The following is a 25,328-nucleotide window of genomic DNA, read 5'->3' on the forward strand; positions in this document are numbered from 1 at the left end:
CGCTCAGCCCACCTTGATCTCGTTGTAGACGGGGACGCTGAACGGGTTGAGCTTGACCGCGGAGAGCCGCGAGGAGTATCCGGCACTGCCGTTCTGGTACCAGAGCGGGATGGCGGCCATGTTGTCCCGGACGACGCCCTCGGCCTTCTGGAACGTCTGGACCGCCTTGGCGGTGTCGGTCTCGGCGTTGGCCTGGTTGACGAGCGTGTCGAAGTCCTTGTTGGACCACTTGCCGTCGTTGGAGGAGGCGTTGGTGTAGTACAGCGGCTGGAGGAAGTTCTGGATCAGGGGGTAGTCCATCTGCCAGCCGGCCCGGAACGGCCCGCTCATCTTCTTCTCGGTGATCTGGTTGCGGAAGTCGGCGAAGGTGCCGACCGGGTTGCCGACGCACGCCTTGTCGTTGCCGAGCGCGTTGTTGATGGAGTTGCACACCGCGTCGACCCACTCCTTGTGCGAGCCGGTGTCCGCGTTGTACGTGATCTTCACCTGGCCGCCGGGCAGGCCGCCGCCCTCCTGGACGAGCTTCTTGGCCTCGGTCGGGTTGTAGTCGCAGCCGTCACCGCACAGGCCGTCCTGGAAGCCGCCCTCCTTGCCGAGTACCGGGGAGGTCCAGTCGGTGGCCGGGGTACGGGTCTTCTGGAAGATCGTCTCGGTGATCTGCTTGCGGTTGATCGCCATCGACAGGCCCTTGCGGACCTTCACCGAGCCGGACTTGTTCCACCGGGCGTCGTAGAACGGGAAGGCCAGGGTCTGGATGATGCCGGCGGGCGTGTTGATGTAGCGGTCGCCCAGGTCGCTCTTGACGTTCTTCAGCTGGGCGGCCGGGATGTCGTCGACGAGGTCGAGGTTGCCGGCCAGCAGGTCGGTGTAGGCGGTGTTGTTGTCGGTGTAGACCTTGAGGGTCACCCCGCCGTTCTGCGCCTTGTCCGAGCCGGGGTAGGCGTCCCACTTCTTCAGGACCATCTGCGAGCCCTTGGTGTACGAGTCGATGGCGTACGGCCCGTTGCCGACGGGCTTCTTCACCCAGGCGTCGTGGTTGGAGAAGAACGCCTTCGGCAGCGGGGCGAAGGCGGGGTAGCCGAGGGTGTCCGGGAAGGTCGAGAACTTCTGGCTCAGCTTGACGGTGAAGGTCTTGGAGTTGACGACCTTGAGCCCGGAGAGGGTGTCGGCGGTCTGGCTGCCGGTGTCCGGGTGCGTCTTGGCGTAGCCGTCGATGTAGCCGAAGAAGTAGGCGTTCTTCTGGTTGTTCTTCAGGCTGGCGCCGTAGTTCCAGGCGTCCACGAAGGACTGGGCGGTGACCGCCTCGCCGTTGCTGAACTTCCAGCCGCCCTTGATGGTGATCGTGAAGTTCTGCGAGTCCGTGGTGTCGATCTTGTCGGCCAGCATGTCCTCGGCGGCGCCCGTCTCCGGGTTGTACCGCTTGAGGCTGCGGAAGATCATGTCGAGGACCTTGCCGCCCTGCACCTCGTTGGTGTTGGCGGGTTCGAGCGGGTTCTGCGGATCTCCCCAGGAGGCGCTGACCACCGCGCTGCCGTCACCGCCGCTGCCGCTGTCGCTCCCCCCGCCTCCGCAGGCCGTGGCCGCGAGGGCTGTGGCCGCCGCGCAGGCGGCCCATTTGGCGTGCGTGGCTCCGCGCATGGGGTTCCTCCTCGTGAGTGCGCTGCACCGCCAGCGCCGAGGCGCTGATCCGTCAAGGGTCAATATCAACCCAAAAGGCGCACAACGCACTGGCGCCCCACTCTTTCGAGTGGCAGAACCCACCCACGACTCCCCCGGTCGGTCCACCCCCGCCGCACCGGCCGGCCCGCGCACCGTCCGGCGCCGCACCTGCCCGAACGCACGCGACCGGGGCGGGGGCGTGTGCCCCCGCCCCGGTCGGGCGGTTCGTCCGGCGGCCCTGGGCGGGCCGGGCCGGGGTTACTCCTTCGGTGCGGACACGGAGTCCGTGTTCGCCTCCAGGGCCTTCAGGGCCGGGTCGAGGACGACGTCCTCGTCGCGGGCCTCGGTGGTCGGGTCCTCCGGGAAGTGGCAGGCCGTGAGGTGACCCGCGCGGTTGCCGGAGATCTGGACCAGCGGCGGCTCCTCCGACGCGCACTTGTCCTGCGCCTTCCAGCACCGGGTGCGGAAGCGGCAGCCGGACGGCGGCATGATCGGCGAGGGCACGTCACCGGAGAGCCGGATGCGCTCCCGGTCGCTGCCCGTGCCGTCGATGTCGACCTCGGGCACCGCGGACAGCAGGGCGTGCGTGTACGGGTGCCGCGGGCGGTCGTAGATCGCCTCCCGGTCGCCGACCTCGACCACCTTGCCGAGGTACATCACCGCGACGCGCTGCGAGAAGTGCCGTACGACGGCCAGGTCGTGGGCGATGAAGAGGAAGGCGATGCCCAGCTCCTGCTGCACCGTCTTCAGCAGGTTGACGACCTGCGCCTGGATCGACACGTCGAGGGCGGAGACCGGCTCGTCCGCCACGATCAGCTTCGGCTGGAGGGCCAGGGCGCGGGCCACACCGATGCGCTGGCGCTGACCGCCGGAGAACTCGTGCGGGAAGCGGTTGTAGTGCTCGGGGTTGAGGCCGACGAGCTCCAGGAGCTCCCGGACCTTCTTCTCCCGGCCGCCCGCGGGCTCGATCCCGTTGACCTCCATCGGCGACTTTATGATCGAGCCGACGGTCTGCCGCGGGTTCAGCGAGGAGTACGGGTCCTGGAAGATCATCTGGATCTCGGACCGCACCGGCGCGAGCTGCCGCCGCGAGGCCCGGGTGATGTCCTGGCCCGCGTACGTGATGGTGCCGCCGGTCGGCTCCAGCAGGCGGGTGATGAGCCGCCCGGTGGTCGACTTGCCGCAGCCGGACTCGCCGACCAGGCCGACGCTCTCGGCGACGCCGACCGTCAGGTCGACCCCGTCGACGGCCTGCACGGCACCGACCTTGCGTTTGATCGGGAAGCCGCCGTAGATCGGGAAGTGCTTGGTCAGCCCCTCCACCTTGAGGAGCGCCTCGGCGGACGTACCGGTGGAACCCTGCTGGGCGGGGAGTGTGAGGTTGTCGCTCATGTCTCGGATCTCCCTAGCGCAGCCGGGGCTGGATCTTGTCGATGAAGATGGTCTGCTTCTGCTCGGGCGTCAGGTGGCACGCGGAGGCGCGCCCCTCGCCCAGCGGCGGCCGGACGTCGGTGCACAGGGTCCCCGGCACCTCGCCCTTGAAGACGCACCGCGGGTGGAACGGGCAGCCGGAGGGCGGGTTGAGCAGCGAGGGCGGCGAGCCGGGGATCGGCTCCAGCACCTCGTTGATGTCGCCGTCGAGGCGGGGCATCGAGCTCAGCAGACCCCAGGTGTACGGGTGCTTGGGCTGGCCAAGGACCTCCCGCACGGAGCCGCGTTCCACGGCCCGGCCGGCGTACATCACCAGCAGGTCGTCGGCCACGTTGGAGATGACGCCGAGGTCGTGGGTGATGAAGACGATCGCGGAACCGAACTCCTGCTGGAGGTCCTTGAGCAGGTCGAGGATCTGCGCCTGCACGGTCACGTCGAGCGCGGTGGTCGGCTCGTCGGCGATCAGCAGGTCGGGGTCGCACATCAGCGCCATGGCGATCATCGCGCGCTGGCGCATGCCGCCGGAGAACTGGTGCGGGTAGTCGTCGAAGCGCGTCTTGGGCTGCGGGATGCCGACCTTCTCCAGCAACTGGACGGCACGGTCCTTCGCCTCCTTCTTGGAGGCGCCGCGGTGCTTCATGAACGGCTCGGACAGCTGCCGGCCCACCGTGTAGAACGGCGAGAGGGCGGTCAGCGGGTCCTGGAAGATCATCGCCATCTTGTTGCCGCGGAGCTGCTCCAGCTCCCGCTCGGTGGCGGTGACGAGTTCCTTGCCGTCGAGGACGATCTCGCCGTCGACGGTGGTGTTCCGCGGGTTGTGCAGGCCGAGGACGGTCAGGTTGGTGACCGACTTGCCGGATCCCGACTCGCCGACGATGCCCAGGGTCTTGCCGCGCTCGACGTCGAAGGAGAGGCCGTCGACCGCCTTGACGATGCCGTCCTCGGTGGAGAACTGCACCTTCAGATCACGCACCGAGAGGAAGCTCTCCGGACCGGTCGGGGCCGGCGCGTCCTCGGTCTTGGTCAGTGTGGTCACGGTGGTTCGTTCTTCCTAGGAGAGCCGGACGCGCGGGTCGATGTAGGCGTACGCGATGTCGGTGAGGATGTTGACGATCAGGATGAAGAAGGCACCGAACAACATGACGCCCATGGTGAGCGGCAGGTCCTTGTGGACCGCGCCGTCCACGGCGAGACGGCCGATTCCCTGGAGCGAGAAGGTGAGCTCGGTGACCACGGCGCCGCCGAGCATGGAACTGATGTCGATGCCCAGGACGGTGACGATCGGGATCAGCGAGCCGCGCCAGGCGTAACGGAAGAACACGTACTTCCGCGACATGCCCTTGGCCCGGGCGGTGCGCACGTGCTCCTCGGCGAGCTGCTCGATCATCGAGGAGCGCGCCATACGGGTGTACTGCGCGGTGAAGATGGTGGCCATCACCAGCACGGGCAGCAGCATGCCCGTGAACCAGGTCCAGGGGTCCTCGGTGATCGGGTGGTACTGGGGGTTCTCCATCCAGCCAGTGCTGTAGACGAAGATCAACAGGGCGATCGGGCCGAGCACGTAGATCTGGAACGAGCTGAGCACCATCGACACACCGGTGGCGACCTTGTCGATCATCGTCCCGCGCCGGTACGCGGCGATCATGCCGGCGCCGACACCGACGACGATGAACACGACCGCGCCACCCGCGGTGAGCGTGAGGGTGGTCGGGAAGCGGTCCATGATGGTCGACCAGACCATGTCGCCCGAGTAGAACGACTGGCCGAGGCAGGGCGCGCTGCAGTGCCCGGTGGGGTAGTCACGGCCCATCACGATGCCGGACATGAAGTCCCAGAACTGCTGGTGCAGGGGGAGGTTCAGGCCGAGGGCCTGGCGGATGTCCTCCAGTCTCGTGGGCGAGCAGTCCTTGCCACAGGCCAGCGAGGCGTAGTCGGAGGGCGCGGCGACGAACAGGAAGAACGTGGCGGCGCCGAGGAGGAACAGGGTGACGACGGCACCGACCGAGCGCCGAAGAATGAACTGAAGCATGGCGGGAGGGCTGCTCTCTGCGGAGACGGTGGGAGGTTGCACGGAGGTGCGGGGGTGCGCTCCGCCTGGTGCGCACCCCCGCGATCAGCCGTAGAGAGTTACGACTTCACGTACAGGCGGGTGATGTCGAGGAGGCTGGACACCGAGCCGTAGCGGGTGCCACCGATGTTGGAGCCGGAGAGCTGGAACTGCTTCGTGTACCACAGCGGAGCGGCCGGGACGACCTTCTCCAGCAGGTAGTGCTCGGCTTCCTTCCACGTCTTGGCGGCCGCGGTCGGGTCCTCGCTCAGCGCCTTCTTGATGAGGGCGTCGACCTTCGGGTCCTTGACGTGGGAGTAGTTCGGCGCACCGTCGGCGACCTGGTCACCGTCGTAGACCGGCGTGACGACCGTGGACGGCGACGGCCAGTCCTGGCCCCAGCCCGAGATGTAGATGTCGTACGGGTTGTCGAGCTTGCCGATCTGCTCGTAGTAGCTCGCCGCGTCGACCTCCTTGGAGACCACGTCGAAGCCGACCTTGGTGAGGGCGTCCTCGATGGCGACCTTGCGCTTCTGGCCGTTCTCGCTGTTGGCGTACGCGAAGACGACCTTCTTCTCGGCGGCCGGGACGCCCGCGAGGAGCTCCTTGGCCTTCGCGATGTTGCCCTGCGGCGCCTTCAGACGGCCGTAGGGGTCGTACTTGGCCTCGTAGCCCGGCAGGGTCGGGGCGAAGTAGTTCGGGGCCACGTCGCCGCCGTAGACACCGCCCTCACCGGCGATGAGCGACTTGGAGTTCACCGCGTAGGTGATGGCCTGACGGACCTTGAGGTCCTTGACGCGGTCCAGGTTGAACGTCAGCTGCATGACGTAGGGCTGGTAGCCCTTGACCGTGCGGCTGCTGACCTTCGGGTTGCCGATGACGTCCTGGATCTGCGTGGCCTCGACGCCGCCCGTGAGCTGGATGGCGTTCTTGTCCTTGCCCTGGTCGGCGATCAGACGCTTGGTCTGGGTCGACTCGGTGACGCCGAACTGGAAGTCGAAGCCGTCCGCGTACTGGTGGCGCACGGAGTCGGTCTTCGGGTCCCAGTTCGTGTTCTTCTCGAGGACCAGCTCCTTGCCGACCTTGTTCGAGGTGATCTTGTACGGGCCGGTGGCGACCGGGGCCTTGTCGTACTTCTCCTTCGTGTCCGTCTTCGCCGGGACGATGGCGTAGCCGGCCATGGCCAGCGTCTGCGGCAGGTCCGGGCGCGCGGTGTCGAAGTGGAAGACGACCGTCTTGGCGTCCGGGGTGTCCAGGACCGAGGCCGGCAGGTGCTTCTTGCCGAAGCCGCCGTCCGGCAGCGCCTTGCGGTAGTCGGCGCCGCTCAGCCAGGTCTGCAGGTAGCTGGGGCCGTCGAAGATGAACTTCGCGTAGAGGCGCTCGACGGTGTGACGGACGTCGGCGGACGTGATGGCCGCGCCCTTCTCGTCCTTGATGCCGTCCTTCAGCGTGAAGGTCCAGGTCTTGCCGCCGTCCGAGGACTTGCCCGCGTCGGTCGCGAGGTCACCCACGACCGAGACGCCGCCCTTGCCGTCCTCCTTGAACTGGGTCAGGCGGCGGAAGAGCAGGTTCGCGACCTGGCCGGCGTCGGAGACGTAGATCTGGCCCGGGTCCAGGTGGGAGAGGCCCGCCTCCTGGTACACGGCGATGGTGCCGCCGGGCTTGGCACCGGTGACCTCCTCGGCGGGACCGGTGGAGCCCGCGGCGTCGGCGTAGGTGACCGCCTTCGACTGGACCGAAGCCTGCTTCTGGTCCTTCCCGGAGTCCTCGTCGGACTTGCCGCCCTCGTTCTTCGAGCAGGCCGTGAGCGCGAGGGAACCGGCTGCGAGCGCTATGACGATGGAGCGCGCTCTGCGCGAGCTGATGGACTTCATGTGGCGAATACCTACCTGTCGGTTGTTATCCATGAGTACTGCCTGACGCGGCTGGTAGGCCGACGCGGGGGCGGCAGCCACCCCCCACCAATGGACGGTTCAGCGCCCGGACTTGGGGTCGAACGCGTCCCGGACCGAGTCTCCGAGGAGGTTGAAGGCCAGGACGAAGATCACCAGCGCCAGACCGGGGAAGAAGAGGAACGCCGGGTCCTGCTCGGTGTACTTGGCGGCGGCGGCGAACAGTCGCCCCCAGTCCGGGGTGGGTTCGACGAACCCGACGCCGGCGAAGGAGAGGAAGGCGATGGTGAGGATGGTGCTGGGCAGCGAGTACGTGAACTGCACCAGGATCGGCGTCACCACGTTCGGCAGGATCTCCTTGCGGACGATCCGCGCCGGGGAGGCGCCGGAGACCTTGGCGGCCTCGACGAACTCCCGCTCACGCAGGGACAGCACGGTCGAGCGCACCAGCCGGGCCATGCCCATCCAGCCCAGCAGCCACAGCACGATCAGCATCGCCAGGGCGCGGAAGTACGTGGGGGTCTCCTCCCGCGGGTCGACGAAGAACGCGGTGACCACGGGCATGAAGGCGATGAAGAACAGCTGCTGCGGGAACGAGAGGAAGAAGTCGGTGACCCGGCCGATCCAGTAGTCGGTCCGGCCGCCGAAGTAACCACCGATCAGGCCGATGATCACGCCGGTGACCATCAGCAGGACCGTCACACCGAGCGCCATGAACAGCGACGTCCGCATGCCGTACATGAGCATGGCGAACAGGTCACGGCCGTACTGGGGCTCGACGCCGAACCAGTGGTCCCCCGAGACACCGCCGAAGTAGCCGAGCGGCAGGCCGAACTGGTCGAGGACGGGCTTGTCCGCGTAGGTCGGGTCCTGCCCGTACAGCGTGTACGGATCGGTCCCGCTCAGCTTGACCAGCAGCGGCGCGAGCAGCGACACGACGAAGTACAAAATCACTACCACGGCGCAGATGACACCGGTACGGTCACGCTTGAAGCGCTGCCACATCAACTGCCCGGGAGAACGGCCCTCGAGCTTCTTCTCGCCCTTGGCGGGCTCGGCGTTCGTCTCGAGCTCGGGGTCCAAGGCGATCGACGGCCCGGCGCCCTCAGCCTTGGCTGGACTGGTCATGTTTGTTCTTCCCCCGGGGGGTTGAGAGTCGTGCGCAGCACAGATACCGGCAGGTTCTGTGGTTTGGGGGAACTTTCGCCAAGCGAGTCAACGCGCGTCAAGGGCGGAAGACACAGGGATCTCCCTACGGTCCATATTTTGAGCAAAAATTGCAAAGATTGACATCTGTACGCGCTTGACACGAGCCGCGGCAACCCGTCAAATCGGGCATTCAGGAAGACATTTCTGTTTACATGTCCGAAACTTGATCGCTGGATCACCGATTACCGAACAGCCCGTGAGGCCCCTGTGAGCCGGCGCGGAAACACCCCTCGCCAGACCCTCCCGCACCCGGACCGGGTGAAAATACTCACCCTCCACGAGCACGCCGAAAGCCCGGCCGTCCGCTCAGCGGACGGCCGGGTCGGCAGGGTCTGTCCGGCGGCCTTCCTGAGGCCGGATCAGGCGTTCTTGGCGCGGCTGGCGGCGCGGGCGCGCTCGCGGCCGTCCAGGTTCACCTTGCGGATGCGAACCGCCTCCGGGGTCACCTCGACGCACTCGTCGTCACGGCAGAACTCCAGCGACTGCTCCAGCGACAGCTTGCGCGGCGGCACGATCGCCTCGAACGAGTCGGCCGAGGACGACCGCATGTTCGTGAGCTTCTTCTCCTTGGTGATGTTCACGTCCATGTCGTCGGAGCGAGAGTTCTCGCCGACGATCATGCCCTCGTACACCTCGGTGCCGGGGTCGGTGAACAGCACACCGCGCTCCTGGAGGTTCGTCATCGCGAACGCGGTGACGGCGCCGGCCCGGTCGGCCACCAGCGAGCCGTTGTTACGGGTCGTCAGCGTGCCGAACCACGGCTCGTGGCCCTCGTGGATGGAGTGGGCGATGCCAGTGCCGCGCGTGCCGGTCAGGAACTCGGTACGGAAGCCGATGAGACCGCGGGAGGGCACGACGAACTCCATGCGGACCCAGCCGGAGCCGTGGTTCGACATGTTGTCCATCCGGCCCTTGCGGACGCCCATGAGCTGCGTGACCGCGCCCATGTGCTCCTCGGGCACGTCGATCGTCATGCGCTCGACCGGCTCGTAGACCTTGCCCTCGACGGTCTTGGTGACCACCTGCGGCTTGCCGATGGTCAGCTCGAAGCCCTCACGGCGCATCTGCTCGACCAGGATGGCCAGCGCCAGCTCACCGCGGCCCTGCACCTCCCAGGCGTCGGGACGCTCGGTGTCCAGGACGCGCAGCGAGACGTTGCCGACCAGTTCGCGGTCCAGCCGGTCCTTGACCTGACGGGCGGTGACCTTGCGGTCCTTGACCGCGGCCTTGTTCTCCGCGCCCTTGCCCGTGCCGCCCCGGCCGACCAGCGGCGAGGTGTTGGTGCCGATGGTCATCGAGATCGCCGGCTCGTCGACCGTGATCAGCGGCAGCGGGATCGGGTTCTCCGGGTCGGCGAGCGTCTCACCGATCATGATGTCCGGGATACCGGCGACCGCGCAGATGTCACCGGGGCCCGCCTTCTCCGCGGGCTTGCGGGTGAGTGCCTCGGTCATCAGCAGCTCGGTGATGCGCACGTTGGACATCGTGCCGTCGCGCTTGATCCACGTGACGGTCTGGCCCTTGCGCAGCTCACCCTGCTCGACGCGCAGCAGCGCGATACGGCCGAGGAAGTTGTCGGCGTCCAGGTTGGTGACGTGCGCCTGGAGCGGGGCGGCCTCGTCGAACTCGGGGGCCGGGACGTGCGAGAGGATCGTGGAGAAGAACGGCTCCAGGCTGTCGCTGTCGGCCGGGACCGTGCCGTCCTCCGGCTTGGTCAGCGAGGCGACGCCGTCACGCGCACACGCGTAGACGATCGGGAACTCGATCTGCTCCTCGTCGGCGTCGAGGTCGAGGAAGAGGTCGTACGCCTCGTTCACGACCTCGTCGATGCGCGAGTCGGGGCGGTCCGTCTTGTTGATGCACAGGATGACGGGCAGGCGGGCCTGCAGCGCCTTGCGCAGCACGAAGCGGGTCTGCGGCAGCGGGCCCTCGGAGGCGTCCACCAGCAGCACGACCGCGTCCACCATCGACAGACCGCGCTCGACCTCACCACCGAAGTCGGCGTGGCCGGGGGTGTCGATGATGTTGATCGTGATGACGTCGCCGCCATCCTTGGGGTGGTACTTCACGGCCGTGTTCTTGGCCAGGATCGTGATGCCCTTCTCACGCTCCAGGTCGTTCGAGTCCATCATGCGGTCGTCGAGCGACTCGGCGGCGTGCGCGGCGAAGGCACCGGCCTGCTTGAGCATGGCGTCGACCAGGGTGGTCTTGCCGTGGTCGACGTGGGCGACGATGGCGACGTTGCGGATGTCGTGGCGCGTGGCCATATTGAGGCGCTTCTCCCGAAGTGAGTGGACGGCCTGCGCGTACGTCAGTGCTACGCGGACCCTGCCGGGCTGGACACGCCACGGCCTCACCCCATCGTACGGGGCCGCCGACACTGGGGCGCGCCGGGCTTCGGCGGCGCGGGCCCGCGCACCGCGTCACCCCCGGTCAGACGTCTCCCGGTACCCGGAAACCCGCCCGGGCACAGCGGTGCGGCCGCCCCCCGCGCGACGCGGGCGGCGGCCGCCACCACCTGGAATCCGGCCGGTCAGCTCACCGACGGGCTCGCCGAGGGCTTCGCGCCCTTCCTCAGGAAGCCCATGTCCTCGTACACCGGTGTCTGGAAACCGAAGGCACCCGCGTTGACCACGGTCTTTCGGACGGCCGTCAGCTGAGGGCGCTGGTAGAGCGGGATGGAGCCGGCCGCCGCCCAGATGCGCGAGTCCGCCTTGCGGATCAGGCTGCGGTTCTCGCCCTCGTCGAGCGTGCCCAGCGCCCGGTCGAACAGCTGGTCGACCTGGTCGGTGCCGACCCGGGTGTAGTTCTGCTCGACGTTCAGCGAACCGTCGGCGGCCGGGACCGGCTTGGCGTAGACGGGCCGGGCGTCGGTGGCGGGGAAGGCCGACGCGGGCCAGGAGTACAGCGCGAGGTCGTACTGACCGGCCGCGATGTGGTCCTTGAAGTAGCTCTCGTCGGAGACCTTGGTGATCTCGGTGCGGATGCCGACCCGCTCCAGCATCCGGCTGACGCGGTCGGCCACCGCGCGCAGCGAGTCCGAGCCGGGGCCCGAGGGGAGCACGAAACGGAGCGTCAGCGGCTTGCCGTCCTTGGCGAGCGGCCCGGCCACGGCGCCCACCGGTACGGCGGTGCCCTTCGGGGCGTAGGCGCCCGCCGGCACCAGGGGCTTGTACTGCCCGGCGTCCTGCGCGAGGTGGCGCGCGCCCTCCTCGCTCGTCCCGCCGGCCCGCTCGGTCGTCTGCCGGTGCTTGTTCGCGTGGTCCCCCGGCTCCTTGCCCTGCTCCCCGAGGGCCTCGCCGCGCGCCTTGTCGTCCTCGCCGACGATGTACGTACCGTCGTCGCCGTCCGAGGAGTCGTCCCCGGCGTCGTCGCCCTCGGCCTTCTCGCTCTTGGCCTTCTCGCTCTTGGTCTTCTCACCCTTCGTCTTCTCGCCCTTGGCGCCGGCCGCCTTCTCGCCCTTCTTCTTCTGCTCCTTGAGCGGGCCGCCGGGCACCCAGCCGGCGTCGGCGAGCAGGGCCTGCGCCTCCGCGGTGTCCTGGCCGCCCAGCGCACCGCTGCCGTCGGCGTACGCGGCCTGCCCGGAGAGCGCGAGGTGGCTGCCGACGGGCACGGCGGGCAGACCGAGCGGCTTCAGCACGATCCGGGCCAGTTCCGCGCGGTCCAGGGCGCGGGCCACGGCCCGGCGGACCCGCTCGTCGGCGAGCGGACCACCGGCGCCGTTGAGGGCGAGCTGGGTGTAGGCGGGTTCCAGCGACTTGCGGACCTCGAAGTCCCGCAGCTCCTTCCGGAGGCGCGCGGCTTTGGTGAGGGGCTCCACCTTTTCGCCCTTTTCGCCCTTTTCGGTTTTCTTGGTCGTCTTGGATTTCCCGGCACCCTCGGCCTTCTCGGCCTTTTCCGCCTTTTCGGCGTTCTCGGCCTTCCCGGCCCGCTGGTGACCCGGGCCCTGGAGCGGGGTGCTCGTGCCGCTGCCGCCGGCCCGTCCGGCCAGGGCGATGGTCCGGGCCTCGGTGGGGTCGACGTCCGCCATGTCGACGGTGCCCGCGGCCAGCGCGGCGGTCCGGTTGTCGCGCGGTACGGCCCGCAGCACGATCTCGGACAGCTTGGCGGGCCGGCCCCACCAGCGGGGGTTGCGGACCAGGGTGATCAGCCCCGCCTTGCGGTCGACCTTCTTCACCGCGAACGGCCCGGCGGTGGTCTTCAGCTTCCGCCGGGCCCCGTCGTTGAAGGAGTCGGGGGTGCCCATGACGTCCTTCGGGTACAGCGGCGAGAACAGCGAACGCCAGTCGGCGTACGGCCGTTTGAAGGTGACCCTGACCTCCAGGTCGTTGGCGCCGCGCTCGACCTTCTCGATCCGGTCGTAACCGGCGTTGCGCGCCGTCCAGTAGGCGCTGTCCTTCCCGGACAGGGCCCGCCACTGCGCGGCGAAGTCGGCGGCGCCGATCTCGCGGCCGTCGCTCCAGACGGCCTGCTGGTCGAGCTTGTACAGGACGACCTGCTTCGGCTCGGTGTCGACGACCTTCGCCGACTCCAGGTACGCCGGGTTGGGCTGCGGCCGGCCGCTCGCGTCGAGCCGGTACAGCGAGGGCAGCACCGCCTGCGCGACCCGGCTGGTGGCCGCGTCGGCGTCCGACTGGAAGGTGTTCAGCGTCTCGGGTACGTCGTCCACCGCCCAGGTGAGGGTGCCGCCGTCGGCGACCAGGTCACGCGCGGCGGGCGCGAGGTCCTGTGCGGCGAGCGGCCTGCCCGCCTCGTCCTTCGTGCTGCAGGCCGCCAGCAGGGGCACCGCGAGCGCGCCCGCGGTGAGGAAGGCGACCGAGCGCATGACCGCGCGCAGTCCGACGCCGTCGTGGGACATCCCGTCTACCTCCGGTGATGGGCCGCCGGTTTGGATCACGTTTGGCGGTATATGGAGCTGATCAGATGTATGCGGCCACTGAAGAGGAAAGGGTTCAGCAGCGAGCGGCGACACGACGGCGACGGGCCCGAAACCCACCCGTGCGGCGCAACGGGGGCGGCCGGGAGGCGTGCGGGAGCGGGCATACGGGCGGAGCGCGCAGGGGGCGCGCGGCTCGTCGTACGACCGCTCCGCGCAGATCCGCCACGGGCCCACCGGGCGGGACCCGGGCCGGGGCGGGGAACGCCTCGCGCGACACCCGGGAACCGGCGGGGAACGCACCGCGTGACACCCGGGCCCCGGCGCGCGCAGGAGTGCGGGCGGGGCGCCCGGACGGTCACGATCCGCCAATCCGTGCACACGGGTTCCCACCGGCAGGTGTGACGCGCAACACTCGCAGGCGCATGAACGTTGCCACCCAAGGGCCGACGGCCCACGGAAGCGAGGTCACGTCATGTCCGTGCACGACGACCTGACATCAGTCCAGCGCTGCCTCGAGGACCTGAACCGGTCCGTGAAGCGCCTGGAGCAGCAGCTCGGCCGGGGCGGCCTGGAGATGCGCCGCGTCCGCGCCGACACCGACCACCTGCGCGAGAGCGTCGCGCTGCTGCGCGAGGCCGCTCCCGCGCTCGGCGGACCCCGGCGGCCGGACCTCGTCTCCATCCCCGACACCCCGTACGACAACAGCCTGTGGACGGACTCGGACGACGAGGGTCTCGGCGCCCGCGACCGGCACGCACCCTGACCCGACCGGAGTCATGACTTGGCCACTGGTACGGAACCCCCCGGCACGGAGTCCCATCCGCCCAGCGGCGGCGTACGCACCGGTACGCGCGCCGCGATCGACGCACCGCACCTGCGCACCGACCGCTGGTGGCTGGCGCCGGCCGCCACCGCCGCCGGCCTGCTCGCCTTCATCGTGTACTCGACCTGGCGGGCCTTCGCCGACACGGACTACTACGCGGCGCCGTACGTCTCGCCGTTCTACTCGCCGTGTCTCGCGGAGCGCTGCCGCACCATGCACGCCGGCCCCAACTGGGACCTGTTCGGCAGCTGGTGGGGCATCTCCCCCGCGATCATCATCCTGATCTTCCCGCTGGGCTTCCGCCTGACCTGCTACTACTACCGCAAGGCCTACTACCGGGGCTTCTGGGCCTCGCCCCCGGCCTGCGCGGTGGCCGAGCCGCACCGGAAGTACACCGGCGAGACCCGCTTCCCGCTGATCCTGCAGAACGTCCACCGGTACTTCTTCTACGCGGCGCTCCTGGTCGCCGGTGTGCTGACCTACGACACCGTGCTCTCCTTCCGCGACGAGCACTACCACTGGGGCCACATGGGCCTCGGCACCCTCGTCTTCCTGGTCAACATCGGACTGATCTGGGCGTACACCCTCTCCTGCCACTCCTGCCGGCACATCGTCGGCGGCAAGCTCAAGCACTTCTCCAGACACCCCGTGCGCTACCGGATGTGGCAGTGGGTCGGCCGGCTGAACGCCCGTCACATGGCGCTGGCCTGGGCCTCGCTGGTGAGCGTGGCGGCCGCCGACTTCTACGTCTTCCTGGTGGCGTCCGGTGCCTTCGACGATCCGCGCTTCTTCTAGATTGGGTGGGGTCCTCTGATGTCCGTGGTGGATCGGCAGGAGTGGGACGTCGTCGTGGTGGGGGCCGGCGGCGCCGGGCTGCGCGCCGCGATCGAGGCGCGCGAGCGGGGCGCCCGTACGGCGGTGATCTGCAAGTCGCTGTTCGGCAAGGCGCACACCGTGATGGCCGAGGGCGGCATCGCGGCCGCGATGGGCAACGTGAACTCCGGTGACAACTGGGAGGTCCACTTCCGCGACACCATGCGCGGCGGCAAGTTCCTCAACCAGTGGCGGATGGCCGAACTGCACGCCCGGGAGGCCCCGGACCGGGTGTGGGAACTGGAGACCTGGGGCGCGCTGTTCGACCGCACGAAGGACGGCCGGATCTCCCAGCGCAACTTCGGCGGCCACGAGTACCCGCGTCTCGCGCACGTCGGCGACCGCACGGGCCTGGAACTCATCCGGACCCTCCAGCAGAAGATCGTCTCGCTGCAGCAGGAGGACTACCGGGAGACCGGGGACTACGAGTCGAGGCTGAAGGTCTACCAGGAGTGCACGGTCACCCGGGTCCTCAAGGACTCGGCGTCCGGCGGCCCCGGCGCGGGCCGGGTGAGCGGGGTCTTCACCTACGAGCGCGAGTCGGGCCGCTTCTTCGTCCTGGAGGCGCCGGCCGTGGTGATCGCGACCGGCGGCATCGGCAAGTCCTTCAAGGTGACGTCGAACTCGTGGGAGTACACGGGCGACGGGCACGCGCTGGCGCTGCTTGCCGGGGCGCCCCTGGTGAACATGGAGTTCGTGCAGTTCCACCCGACCGGCATGGTCTGGCCGCCGTCGGTGAAGGGCATCCTCGTCACGGAGTCGGTGCGCGGCGACGGCGGGGTGCTGCGGAACTCCGACGGGAAACGCTTCATGTTCGACTACGTCCCCGACGTCTTCAAGGAGAAGTACGCGCAGTCGGAGGAGGAGGGCGACCGCTGGTACGAGGACCCGGACCACAACCGGCGTCCACCGGAACTGCTCCCCCGTGACGAGGTCGCCCGCGCGATCAACTCCGAGGTGAAGGCGGGCCGCGGCTCCCCCCACGGCGGCGTCTTCCTCGACGTGTCGACGCGCATGCCCGCCGAGGTCATCCGGCGCCGACTGCCGTCGATGTACCACCAGTTCAAGGAGCTGGCCGACGTCGACATCACGGCGGAGGCGATGGAGGTCGGCCCTACCTGTCACTACGTGATGGGAGGTATCGCGGTCGACTCGGAGTCGGCGGCGGCCCGCGGGGTGCCCGGACTGTTCGCGGCCGGCGAGGTCGCCGGCGGCATGCACGGCTCCAACCGCCTGGGCGGCAACTCGCTCTCCGACCTGCTGGTGTTCGGCCGGCGCGCGGGCCGGCACGCGGCGCAGTACGCGACCGGCGCGGCGGGCGGCCGGCCCGCGGTGGACGACATCGAGGTCGACGCGGCCGCCGCCGAGGCCCTGCGCCCCTTCTCCGCGGAGGGCCCGGCGCCCGGCGCGGACGGGGGACACCCGCCGGAGAACCCGTACACCCTCCACCAGGAGCTCCAGCAGGCGATGAACGACCTCGTCGGGATCATCCGCCGTGAGGCCGAGATGGAGCAGGCGCTGGAGAAGCTGGCGGAGCTGCGGGTACGGGCCCGGCGGGCCGGCGTCGAGGGCCACCGGCAGTTCAACCCCGGCTGGCACCTGGCCCTGGACCTGCGGAACATGCTGCTGGTCAGCGAGTGCGTGGCGCGGGCCGCGCTGGAGCGCACCGAGTCGCGTGGCGGCCACACGCGCGAGGACCATCCGTCGATGGACCGCGCGTGGCGCCGCGTCAACCTGCTGTGCCGGCTGGTCGAGCCCGAGGTCGAGCCGACCGCGACGGACCCGGTGCGCGGCCAGATCGACCTCTCCCGTGAGACCACCGAACCCGTCCGCCCGGACCTGCTCGCCCTCTTCGAGAAGGAGGAGCTGGTCAAGTACCTCGCCGAAGAGGAGCTCTACGAGTGAGCAGCTACGAGGCCCGCTTCAAGGTGTGGCGCGGCGACGTCGAGGGCGGCGGCCTGGAGGACTTCGAGGTCGAGGTGAACGACGGTGAGGTCGTCCTCGACATCATCCACCGCCTCCAGGCCACCCAGGCGCCGGATCTCGCCGTGCGCTGGAACTGCAAGGCCGGCAAGTGCGGTTCCTGCTCCGCGGAGATCAACGGACGGCCCCGGCTGCTGTGCATGACCCGTATGTCGGTGTTCGACCGGGCGGAGACCATCACGGTCACCCCGCTGCGGGCCTTCCCGGTGATCCGCGACCTGGTGACGAACGTCGGCTTCAACTACCAGAAGGCCAGGGAGGTCCCGGCGTTCGTGCCGCCGGAGGGTGTGGGCCCCGGCGAGTACCGCATGATGCAGGAGGACGTGGACCGTCCGCAGGAGTTCCGCAAGTGCATCGAGTGCTTCCTGTGCCAGGACACCTGCCATGTGGTGCGCGACCACGAGGAGAACAAACCGGCGTTCGCCGGCCCGCGCTTCCTCATGCGGGTCGCGGAACTCGACATGCATCCGCTGGACGCCGCCGACGCGTCGGGCCTGGACCGCAAACGCACGGCGCAGGACGAACACGGCCTCGGCTACTGCAACATCACCAAGTGCTGCACCGAGGTCTGCCCCGAGGGCATCAGGATCACGGACAACGCGCTGATCCCGCTGAAGGAACGAGCGGTCGACCGCAAGTACGACCCCCTGGTGTGGCTGGGGTCGAAGATCGGCAGGCGGCGCCCCTAAGGGCCGTCGCCGGCGGACGGCTCCTGCCCGGGGGGAGCCGTCCGCGTGGTGCGGCCGGGGCGCTCCCCGAGCATCTGGAGCGCGAGCCCCGCCATGAACGCCACCCAGCCGACGACCGGCGCGGCGCCGAAGGAACCGTGCGGCCCGTCGAGCGGCCCCGCGAACAGGAACACGGCGCCGCCGGCCGCCGAGAGGACCATGCCGTACCCCCACAGCCTCGGCCGCGCGACCCGGCGCGCCCGCCACGGCGGCACCCGGCCCGCCACCCCCGCGACCCCACCGGCCGCCAGCACGGTCAGCAGCAGCGCGCCCAGGACCACCAGCGTCAGATGCATGCCGGTCATCGTCCCACCGACTCCAGTGCGCGGCACAGGTTGTACTCGGCGATGCCCCGCATCACCGCCGGCTCCGGGAAGTCGCCGTCGAGGAGGCGCAGGGGGCCGGCGACGAGGCCGAGGTGCATCACCAGCCGGTACAGGCGCAGCCGGTCCTCGTCCAGTCCGGGGACGCGCAGCACGTCGTACCACCGGCCGAACCGAAGCTCCAGGAACACGTGCTCCCACTCCGCGTCGAAGTACATGAGCCCCTCGATGTCGATCAGCGCGGGCCGGCCGTCGCCGCTCAGGAGGACGTGGTCGGGGCCCAGTTCGCCGTGGATGAGGGTGAGGTGGTCGCGCGGGCGGACCCGGGCCGCCAGGCGGTGGACCGCTCCTTCGAGGTCCGCGCGGGCGGCGGCGACCCGCTCGTCCCGTACGGCGACCGCCGCGATGTCGCGCAGCGCGCCCTCGGTGACCCGCCGCTCGCAGGAACCCCCGGACGACACACCGCCGTTGTCGACGAGCGCGACCTTCCCGAAGGCCGGCCCCCGCTCGGCGTGCAGGACGGCGAGCGCGTCGGCCAGCCGCTCCAGAGGGGCCCGTGCCGCGTCCTCGTCGCGCCGCAGCGCCCCTTCCAGGCTGCCTCCGGGCAGATCCTCGACGACCGCGGCCGCCGCGGCCAGGTGGCGCCCCGAGCGGTCCGCGTACAGCAGGCGGGGCGTGGGGACGCCGAGGCCGGACAGCCGGTCGTGGGCCGCCGTGAAGAGGTCCAACCCCGAGGCGTGGCCGAACGGGTCGTGCGGGTCGCCGGGCCCGGCGTCCCAGAAGTCCTCGTCCGGCGACCAGACGTAGGCCACGGCCGTCGTCCCGTCGTCGAGGGTGAGCCGGTAGACGCCCTTCTTGGAGCCACCGCGCAGCCGGGCGACTCCGGCGAGGGAGCGCCCCGGCCCGGCGGCCGCCCGGGCGAGCGGGGAGAGTTCGGCACGGGTGAGGGGCGCTCGGGTGGAGGTCACCCGCCGGATCCTCGCACCCCGCCCCAGCCGCCGTCAGGCGGATTTCAGCGCACCCAACCCTCCCGGTACGCCGTCCAGTCCGCCTCCGTGGCGGCGAAGTCCACGTACAGGGCGACGCCGAAGCGGGCGCGGCCGGGGTCCGTGCGGGACAGGCCGAGGCGGACGCCTCGGACGGCGGCGGGCACGGTCTCGGCGTTCCCGTGGTGGTCCATGTTGTCCTCGTAGTAGAAGGGCAGGCCCATCAGCAGGTCGGTCGACGGCGGGGTGACCTCCAGGGCCAGGGAGGTCTGCTCGGCGACGTAGCCGCCGTACAGGCTCTCCAACGGCAGGGCCGTGTCGTACGACATGACGGCGATCTGGTCGACGCGGCGCGCGACCTGGCCGAAGAACGCCTGCGACCACCACTTGGGGTGCGCGGTGATCGCGCCCGCGAGGGAGTGGAACGCCGGGAGCGGGTCGATCTGGTGGGCCGCCACCGACAGCGGGACGCCGTGCGCCTTCGTCACGCGGTGCAGGGAGTCGAGGAGCGTGAGGTAGTCGCGGTCGTCGGAGTGCAGCGGCTCCAGGTCGAAGTGGGCGCCGCCGAAGCCGGCGGCGAGGATCTGGCGCGTGGAGGTGACGACGGCCGCGCGGGTCGCGGCGCGTTCGAGGTGCATGCCGGCGGGGCCCTCCGTCGCGAGCACGTCGCCCAGCCACGCCTGCACCCGGACGCCGGGCAGCTCCCGGCGCACTCCGTCGATGAACCAACGGGCGTTCTTGTACGCCGACTTGGGCAGGGTGCCGTCGTCCTCCAGCGGGCCCGCGTGGACGTACAGGTCGTGGATGCCGGTGTCGCCGAGCCGGCGGGCCAGCGCCGCGAGGTCCGCGTCCTTCTTCCGCCCGTCGACCCAGGCGTGCCCGAGCCAGAGCGCGTCCCGGTCACGGGTGTACGTCCCCTCGGCCGGGTCCCCCGCGTAGTTCACCCGGAGGGCGACGGCCCCGGCGAGCGCCGGCAGCAGGAGGACCAGGACCAGCACGAGACCGGCACGGCGGAGACGGCGGGGCCAGGGGGTGCGGGGACGGGGGCGGGGGCGGGGGGTTTCGCCGGTTTCGGGGTCAAGGGTCTTGCGGTCGGGGGTCTCCCGGTCGGGGGCATCGGGGTCAGGGGTCTCCCGGTCAGGGGCATCGGGGTCAGGCTTCCGGGCGTCCGGCCCGTGCGGGTCCGCGTGCCGCGTGGCCGCCGTCCCGCCCGCCCCTGCGCCGGTCGCCGCTGTGCGTTCCGCCCCCACGCCGCCCCCTCCCACGCCGTCCCGCCCCACGCCGTTTCCTCCCACGTCGTCCCCTCCCGTGCCCTCATGCCCCGCGCACCCCACCCCGGACGCGCCCCGGTCGCGCCGGCGCATTCCTGCTCATACGCTCCGAAACGTGACGTCATCCTTGAGCCGGGGCCGCCCACGGCGCGCGAACACGCACATATCCGTGCGGGTGGCGCACGCCCTGCTCGGCGCCGTGGCCGGGGTCGTGTGGCTGGTGCTGCCCTTGATGACGATCAGTACCGACACCCCGGTTGCGACCGTACGGGCCACGCCGACCCCGGTGGCCGCCGCGGCCGGCAAGGACGAGACGTCCGCGGCCTCGCTCGTCCTGCCCCTGGTCGTGGTCGCGGCGGTCGGCGCGCTCGCCGGTTACGGCTACCTGCGGCGCACCCGGCGGGCCCGCACCCGTACGACTCCGGGCGCCGCCCCCGCCGTACCGCCCTCCTCGCCGCTCGACGACCTCGACGCCCGCACCCTCGCGCTGCTCGCCGAGGCCGACGACTGCCTGCGCACCAGCCGTGAGGAACTCGGCTTCGCCCAGGCCCGTTCGGGGACGCCCTCAGCGGCCCCCTTCGCCCGAGCCCTGCGGGAGGCGAAGGCCGAACTGTTGGCCGCCTTCCGGATGCGCCGGCAGTACGACGAAGGGGTCCCCGCGGACGAGCCGTCCCGGCGGCACGCGCTCACCGGGATCGTCGGGCGGTGCCAGGAGGCTGGGCGGCGGCTGGACGCGGAGGCCGCCGACTTCGACCGCCTGCGCGACCTGGAACGTTCGGCCGGCCCGGCCCTGGAGGCCGCCGAGGCCCGCTTCCGGGAGCTGGCGGGCCGCACCGGGGCCGCGGACGCCGTTCTCGCCGAGCTGGGTGACCGGTTCACCCCCGCCGCCACCGTCCACGTGACCGGATATGTCGAACAGGCCCGGGACCGCCTGGTGTTCGCGACCTTCCGGCTCAACCGGGCCCGGCAGGCCGCCGATCTGGGCGAGCCCGCCGACGCCGCCCGGCAGGTGCGCGCCGCCGAGGGAGCCGTGGCGCAGGCCGCCGTGTTCCTGGACGGCATCGACCGGCTCACCGCCGAACTGACGGCCGCCGCACGGCTGGTGCCGGCCGCGCTCACGGGCGCGGAAGCGGAGATCGCGGGTGCCCGGGAGGGGTCGATGCCGGCGGCCGGCGCTCCCGGCACGCCGGGCGGGGCCGCCGGTGCGGCCGACGGCGACACGGACCCGCCCGTCTCGCGGCTGCGCTCCCGGGTGCTGCACGCGGACGCGGTCCTGGCCGCCGTACGGGAGGAGCTGACCGCCGGGCCCTACGACCCGCTCGACGCGCTCCGGCGGATCGAACGGGCGGTCGCGCCGGTGGGCACCGGCCGGACCGGGGTGCTGGCGGCGGCCGCCGCTCTGACGGCCCGCAGTGCCACCGACCTCGCGGCCGGGTTCGTCGGGACGCACCGGGGTGCGGTGGGCGGCGCGGCCCGCACCCTGCTGGCGGAGGCGGAACGGCTGCTCGCGCTCCCGGCCCCCGCGGCGCCGTACGGCCGGGCCGGCGCGGAGGAGTCCGAGCGGTGCCCGACGGCGGACGCCCTCGCCCGGCGGGCCCGTGAACTCGCCGGGCAGGACGTCCGGGTGCACGGCACCCCGGCCGTCGGCGCGGCGGAGCACACCACCGGGGCGGGCGGCGCGGTGCTCGGCGGCATCCTCCTCGGCGGGCACCCGGACGGCGGCCCACCCGCGAGCTACGGCGGCCCCGCCACCCGGGCTCGCCGCGGCCCCACCGACCACCAACCCCCGAGATCGCCGGAGCCGTTGGCGGACCCGGGAGGCGCGGGGGCGGCGGGGCGTGCGGGGGGTGCGGGGGGTGCGGGGACCCAAGAGGGTGCCGGAGGCCCGGAAGGTGCGCAGACCCAGGAGGGTCCCGGAGGCCCGGAGGGCGCCGGGGTCCCGGAGAGTCCCGGGGTCCCGGAGAGTCCCGGAGCCCCGGAGCGCGCCGGAGACCCGGAGCGCGCCAGGACCCCGGGCAGTTCCGAAGCCCCGAAGGGCGCCGAAGGCCCGGAGAGCGCGGAGACCCCGGAGAACGCCGGAAGCTCGAAAGGCGCCGGAGCCCCGGAGCGCGCCGAGACCCCGGAGAGTCCCGGAGACCCGGAGCGCGCCGGAGGCTCGGAGCGCGCCGGGACCCCGGGGAGTCCCGGAGCCCCGAACGGCGCCGAAGGCCCGGAGGGTGCGCGGACCCCGGAAAACGCCGGAAGCCCGAAAGGCGCCGGAGACCCGGAGCGCGCCGAGACCTCGGGGACGGCGGAGCCTGTCCGGCCGGTGGCGCCGAACGACGCCGACGGCGACGGAACCGGACCCACGCCGGCTCCGGACGCGCCGGACGGCCCGGGGCCGGTGCCGTGACGCGCGTCGGCCGGCCGCGCGCCGTCCCTTCCCGACCCTCGTCGTACGGCTCGTTCAGAACAGGCTCAGCAACGCCTCCGCCGGGTCCGCCAGGCCGTTCTCGCCGTCGGGCAGGGGGAGTTCGAACCAGACCGTCTTGCCGCGCGGTGTGCGGCGCGAGCCCCAGGCCGCGCTGAGCAGACCGACCAGTTGCAGGCCGCGGCCGCCCTCGTCCGTGTCGCGGGCGCGACGGCGGCGCGGCTGGACCAGGCCCGAGTCCCAGACCTCGCACACCAGCGTGCGGTCCAGCAGCAGCCGTAGCCTGATCTCGCCCTCGCCGTACCGCAGCGCGTTCGTCACCAGCTCGCTGACCAGGAGTTCCGTCGTGTCGACGAGGGGTTCCAGGTCCCATTCGAGCAGCTGCCGGCGGGCCTGTTCGCGGGCGCGCCCCACGCTGCGTGGCTCGCGCGGCAGCGTCCAGTCGCCGACGGACCCGGCGGGCAGCCCCTGGACGCGGGCCATCAGCAGGGCGATGTCGTCCTCGCCGTGGTGGGTGTCGAGGGTGTTGAGGACGTGGTCGCAGACGTCCTCCAGCGGGGCGGAGGGATCGGTGAGGGCGCCGACGAACGCCTGGAGGCCCTCGTCGAGCGGGTGGTCGCGCGACTCGACCAGTCCATCCGTGTAGAGCGCCAGCAGGGCGCCCTCGGGCAGTTCGACCTCCACCTCCTCGAACGGCTCGCCGCCGACGCCGAGCGGCATGCCCGGCGGCACGTCCAGCATCAGCGCGTCCTCGCCGGGTTCGACCAGGACGGGCGGCAGGTGGCCGGCGTTGGCGAAGGTGCACCTGCGGGTCACCGAGTCGTAGACGGCGTACACGCAGGTCGCGAGGTACACCTCCAGCAGGTCCGCCTCGCGCGGCCGGCGGGCCGAGCGGGTGGCCTGCTGGACGCCTCCGGGGGCGCCGAGTCCACGCGCGATCTCGTCCAACGCGGAGAGCACCTCGGCCGGTTCGAGGTCGAGCAGGGCCAGCGTGCGGACGGCGGACCGCAGTTCACCCATGGCGACCGCCGCACGCAGCCCGCGGCCCATGACGTCGCCGACGACCAACGCCGTGCGGTGTCCGGGCAGTTCGATGACGTCGAACCAGTCGCCGCCGACCTCGCTGGGCCGGTCGGAGGAGGAGTTGCCGGGCAGGTAGCGGCAGGCGATGTCCAGGCCGGAGGCGACCGGGTCGCCCGGCGGGAGCAGGGACCGCTGGAGGATCAGCGCCCGTTCGTGCTCGCGCCGGTACAGGCGGGCGTTGTCGATACAGACGGCGGCCCGCGCGGCCAGCTCCACCGCGAGGTCGCGGTCCCGGTCGCCGAACGGCTCGCTGCCCTTCGTCCGCGCGAACTGCGCCAGTCCTACGACGGTGTCGTGGGCGACCATCGGCACGGCCAGCGTGGACTGCACGAGCCCGCCCTCCTCCGCGGGGACGAACTGCGGCCGGGCGGTGCGCAGGGCGTCCGCGCAGGAGGAGTTGAAGGGATAGTGGTGGACGGCGCCGACCGCGACGGGCGGGCCGCCGCCGACGAAGGGCGCGTCCGAAACGGCGCTGGCGAAGGCGACGCGGCGCAGTTCGGCGCTGCCGTCGGCGAGGCCCGGCGGGGTCTCGTCACCGGCCAGCAGCCCTTGGTAGAGGTCGACGGTGGCGAGGTCGCAGAAGCCGGGCACCACGACGTCGAGGAGTTCGCGGGCGGTGGTCTCCAGGTCGAGGGAGTTGCCGATGCGGGCCCCGGCGTCGTTCAGCAGGGCGAGGTTGCGCCGGGCGGCGGCGGCCTCGCGGGCGGCGGCGCGGCGGGCGGTGATGTCCGTCCCGAGCCAGGCGACCCCGATGGGGCGGCCGGTGCCGCTGTGCACGCGGTAGAGGTTGACGGACCAGTGCCGGCGCTCCTCGGAGCCCGGCACGAAGCCCGTGACGTGCATGTCCGTGATGGAGTCGCCGGTCTCCAGGACCCGGCGCAGGGTCGCGGCGACCCGCTCGGCCTCGGAGCGCGGCAGGTAGTCGTGGACCCCGCGGCCGCGGTGGTCGTCGGGCGTGCCGCCGAAGATCGACGCGAACCGCTGGTTGGCACGGCGCACCCGCAGATCGGGGTCGATCAGCAGGAAGCCGAAGGGAGATTGACCGAATATCGCCTGCGAGGCGGCGAGGTCCGTCTCGATGCTGCGCAGGGTGCGGACGTCGACGACGATACAGACGGCGGCCTTCTCGCCCTCCTCCGTCCGCGTCGGCATGACGTACACCTCGGCGAGGCCCTCGTGACCGGGCTCGCCCCCGGGGGTGTCCGGCAGCCGGAAGGGCACCACGCCGGTCCACTCGCGGCCGTCGAGGATCTCGGCCATCTTGCGCTGGCCCTCCTCGCGGCGGTCCGGGTCGATGAACGCCTCGATGGGGTCCATGCCGACCGCGTGCCCGGCGGGGATGCCGAAGAGCTGCTCGGCGCGCAGGCTCCACTGGTCGACGAGCCCGTCGGGCCCGATGGAGAAGGACGCGACCTTGATGTAGTCGTAGATCGAGCCGGGTGGGCTGCTCTGCCACAGGGCGTCGCCGGGCGGCGTCTCGCCGGGGCGGACTCCCATCGCGGCAGCATCCACGACCTCCGCTCCAGCACCGCCCGACGGGTCCTCGGACTCCGTGGCCTTCGCTGGTATCTCGCTCACGCGAACCGTCCCCTCCAGCTCACCGCGTCCGGCACCGGTCACCGGCGGCGGCTGCCCACAGTATCCAGCACTACGGCTCCGCACAACACGGTGTTCACGATCACAGCACGGTCCCGATGGTTTTCGGTCCGAGCCGCGACAACACTTCCAGTC

Annotated in this window: 16 protein-coding genes and 1 pseudogene; 5 read left to right on the forward strand and 12 right to left on the reverse strand. The window is 71.2% G+C overall.

Going from position 1 to position 25,328, the window contains the following annotated elements; all coding sequences use genetic code 11:
* Window positions 1–3: 3 nt before the first annotated feature.
* The 8 genes from ABZT03_RS31980 to ABZT03_RS32015 form a co-directional block, all read right to left on the reverse strand.
* A complete protein-coding gene (locus tag ABZT03_RS31980) occupies window positions 4–1,638 on the reverse strand; it encodes an ABC transporter substrate-binding protein (RefSeq protein WP_356045901.1) in 1,635 nt (544 codons plus the stop codon).
* A gap of 279 nt (window positions 1,639–1,917) precedes the next feature.
* The gene (locus ABZT03_RS31985; protein ID WP_356045903.1) at window positions 1,918–3,051 is read right to left on the reverse strand and encodes a dipeptide ABC transporter ATP-binding protein; all 1,134 of its coding nucleotides are present in this window, start codon (window positions 3,049–3,051) and stop codon (window positions 1,918–1,920) included.
* 13 nt (window positions 3,052–3,064) lie between these two features.
* Window positions 3,065–4,126 carry an ABC transporter ATP-binding protein gene (locus ABZT03_RS31990; RefSeq protein ID WP_356045905.1) on the reverse strand — a complete coding sequence of 354 codons (1,062 nt, stop codon included), beginning with the start codon at window positions 4,124–4,126 and terminating at the stop codon, window positions 3,065–3,067.
* A gap of 15 nt (window positions 4,127–4,141) precedes the next feature.
* A complete protein-coding gene (locus ABZT03_RS31995) occupies window positions 4,142–5,119 on the reverse strand; it encodes an ABC transporter permease (RefSeq protein WP_356045907.1) in 978 nt (325 codons plus the stop codon).
* Window positions 5,120–5,217: 98 nt separating this feature from the next.
* Window positions 5,218–7,011, reverse strand: coding sequence for an ABC transporter substrate-binding protein (locus ABZT03_RS32000; protein WP_356045909.1), 1,794 nt, complete (start codon window positions 7,009–7,011; stop codon window positions 5,218–5,220).
* 99 nt (window positions 7,012–7,110) lie between these two features.
* The gene (locus ABZT03_RS32005; protein ID WP_356045911.1) at window positions 7,111–8,157 is read right to left on the reverse strand and encodes an ABC transporter permease; all 1,047 of its coding nucleotides are present in this window, start codon (window positions 8,155–8,157) and stop codon (window positions 7,111–7,113) included.
* Window positions 8,158–8,597: 440 nt separating this feature from the next.
* The gene (typA, locus tag ABZT03_RS32010) at window positions 8,598–10,505 is read right to left on the reverse strand and encodes a translational GTPase TypA (protein ID WP_356045913.1); all 1,908 of its coding nucleotides are present in this window, start codon (window positions 10,503–10,505) and stop codon (window positions 8,598–8,600) included.
* A gap of 266 nt (window positions 10,506–10,771) precedes the next feature.
* Window positions 10,772–13,096 carry an ABC transporter family substrate-binding protein gene (locus ABZT03_RS32015; RefSeq protein ID WP_356045915.1) on the reverse strand — a complete coding sequence of 775 codons (2,325 nt, stop codon included), beginning with the start codon at window positions 13,094–13,096 and terminating at the stop codon, window positions 10,772–10,774.
* Between the two features lie 493 nt (window positions 13,097–13,589).
* Here ABZT03_RS32015 and ABZT03_RS32020 point away from each other — a divergent pair, with 493 nt between their 5' ends.
* From ABZT03_RS32020 to ABZT03_RS32035, 4 genes are read left to right on the forward strand one after another with little or no spacing between them, the layout of a single operon-like run.
* The gene (locus ABZT03_RS32020) at window positions 13,590–13,880 is read left to right on the forward strand and encodes a hypothetical protein (protein WP_356045917.1); all 291 of its coding nucleotides are present in this window, start codon (window positions 13,590–13,592) and stop codon (window positions 13,878–13,880) included.
* Window positions 13,881–13,898: 18 nt separating this feature from the next.
* Window positions 13,899–14,735 (forward strand): hypothetical protein, encoded by an 837-nt coding sequence (locus ABZT03_RS32025; RefSeq protein ID WP_356045919.1) that lies wholly within the window; start codon window positions 13,899–13,901, stop codon window positions 14,733–14,735.
* Between the two features lie 18 nt (window positions 14,736–14,753).
* Window positions 14,754–16,718, forward strand: a complete 1,965-nt coding sequence (locus ABZT03_RS32030; protein ID WP_356045921.1) for a fumarate reductase/succinate dehydrogenase flavoprotein subunit — start codon at window positions 14,754–14,756, stop codon at window positions 16,716–16,718.
* Complete coding sequence (locus ABZT03_RS32035; protein ID WP_356045923.1) at window positions 16,715–17,485, forward strand: succinate dehydrogenase/fumarate reductase iron-sulfur subunit; 771 nt, start codon at window positions 16,715–16,717, stop codon at window positions 17,483–17,485. The genes ABZT03_RS32030 and ABZT03_RS32035 overlap by 4 nt, the downstream gene beginning before the upstream one ends.
* On the opposite strand, the gene ABZT03_RS32040 is transcribed toward ABZT03_RS32035, so the two are convergent.
* The 3 genes and pseudogenes from ABZT03_RS32040 to ABZT03_RS32050 form a co-directional block, all read right to left on the reverse strand.
* Window positions 17,482–17,820 carry a hypothetical protein gene (locus ABZT03_RS32040; RefSeq protein WP_356045925.1) on the reverse strand — a complete coding sequence of 113 codons (339 nt, stop codon included), beginning with the start codon at window positions 17,818–17,820 and terminating at the stop codon, window positions 17,482–17,484. The two genes, ABZT03_RS32035 and ABZT03_RS32040, sit on opposite strands and share 4 nt — an antisense overlap.
* A 5-nt stretch (window positions 17,821–17,825) precedes the next feature.
* Complete coding sequence (locus ABZT03_RS32045; protein WP_356045927.1) at window positions 17,826–18,815, reverse strand: phosphotransferase; 990 nt, start codon at window positions 18,813–18,815, stop codon at window positions 17,826–17,828.
* A 44-nt stretch (window positions 18,816–18,859) separates the two neighbouring features.
* A pseudogene (locus ABZT03_RS32050) lies at window positions 18,860–19,861 on the reverse strand (hypothetical protein); the annotation flags it as partial.
* 358 nt (window positions 19,862–20,219) lie between these two features.
* Between ABZT03_RS32050 and ABZT03_RS32055 the strand changes: the two are divergent.
* A complete protein-coding gene (locus tag ABZT03_RS32055) occupies window positions 20,220–22,496 on the forward strand; it encodes a hypothetical protein (RefSeq protein WP_356045929.1) in 2,277 nt (758 codons plus the stop codon).
* Window positions 22,497–22,550: 54 nt separating this feature from the next.
* On the opposite strand, the gene ABZT03_RS32060 is transcribed toward ABZT03_RS32055, so the two are convergent.
* The gene (locus ABZT03_RS32060; RefSeq protein WP_356045930.1) at window positions 22,551–25,175 is read right to left on the reverse strand and encodes a SpoIIE family protein phosphatase; all 2,625 of its coding nucleotides are present in this window, start codon (window positions 25,173–25,175) and stop codon (window positions 22,551–22,553) included.
* Window positions 25,176–25,328: the final 153 nt, after the last annotated feature.

It is taken from the genome of Streptomyces sp. NPDC005574 (genome assembly GCF_040605435.1).
Classification (GTDB): domain Bacteria; phylum Actinomycetota; class Actinomycetes; order Streptomycetales; family Streptomycetaceae; genus Streptomyces.

Coding starts and splice junctions, on each gene's coding strand:
- ABZT03_RS31980 (WP_356045901.1), bottom strand. CDS start 1,638: ATGCGCGGAGCCACGCACGCCAAATGGGCCGCCTGCGCGGCGGCCACA.
- ABZT03_RS31985 (WP_356045903.1), bottom strand. CDS start 3,051: ATGAGCGACAACCTCACACTCCCCGCCCAGCAGGGTTCCACCGGTACG.
- ABZT03_RS31995 (WP_356045907.1), bottom strand. CDS start 5,119: ATGCTTCAGTTCATTCTTCGGCGCTCGGTCGGTGCCGTCGTCACCCTG.
- ABZT03_RS32000 (WP_356045909.1), bottom strand. CDS start 7,011: ATGAAGTCCATCAGCTCGCGCAGAGCGCGCTCCATCGTCATAGCGCTC.
- ABZT03_RS32005 (WP_356045911.1), bottom strand. CDS start 8,157: ATGACCAGTCCAGCCAAGGCTGAGGGCGCCGGGCCGTCGATCGCCTTG.
- typA (WP_356045913.1), bottom strand. CDS start 10,505: ATGGCCACGCGCCACGACATCCGCAACGTCGCCATCGTCGCCCACGTC.
- ABZT03_RS32015 (WP_356045915.1), bottom strand. CDS start 13,096: ATGTCCCACGACGGCGTCGGACTGCGCGCGGTCATGCGCTCGGTCGCC.
- ABZT03_RS32020 (WP_356045917.1), top strand. CDS start 13,590: ATGTCCGTGCACGACGACCTGACATCAGTCCAGCGCTGCCTCGAGGAC.
- ABZT03_RS32030 (WP_356045921.1), top strand. CDS start 14,754: ATGTCCGTGGTGGATCGGCAGGAGTGGGACGTCGTCGTGGTGGGGGCC.
- ABZT03_RS32040 (WP_356045925.1), bottom strand. CDS start 17,820: ATGCATCTGACGCTGGTGGTCCTGGGCGCGCTGCTGCTGACCGTGCTG.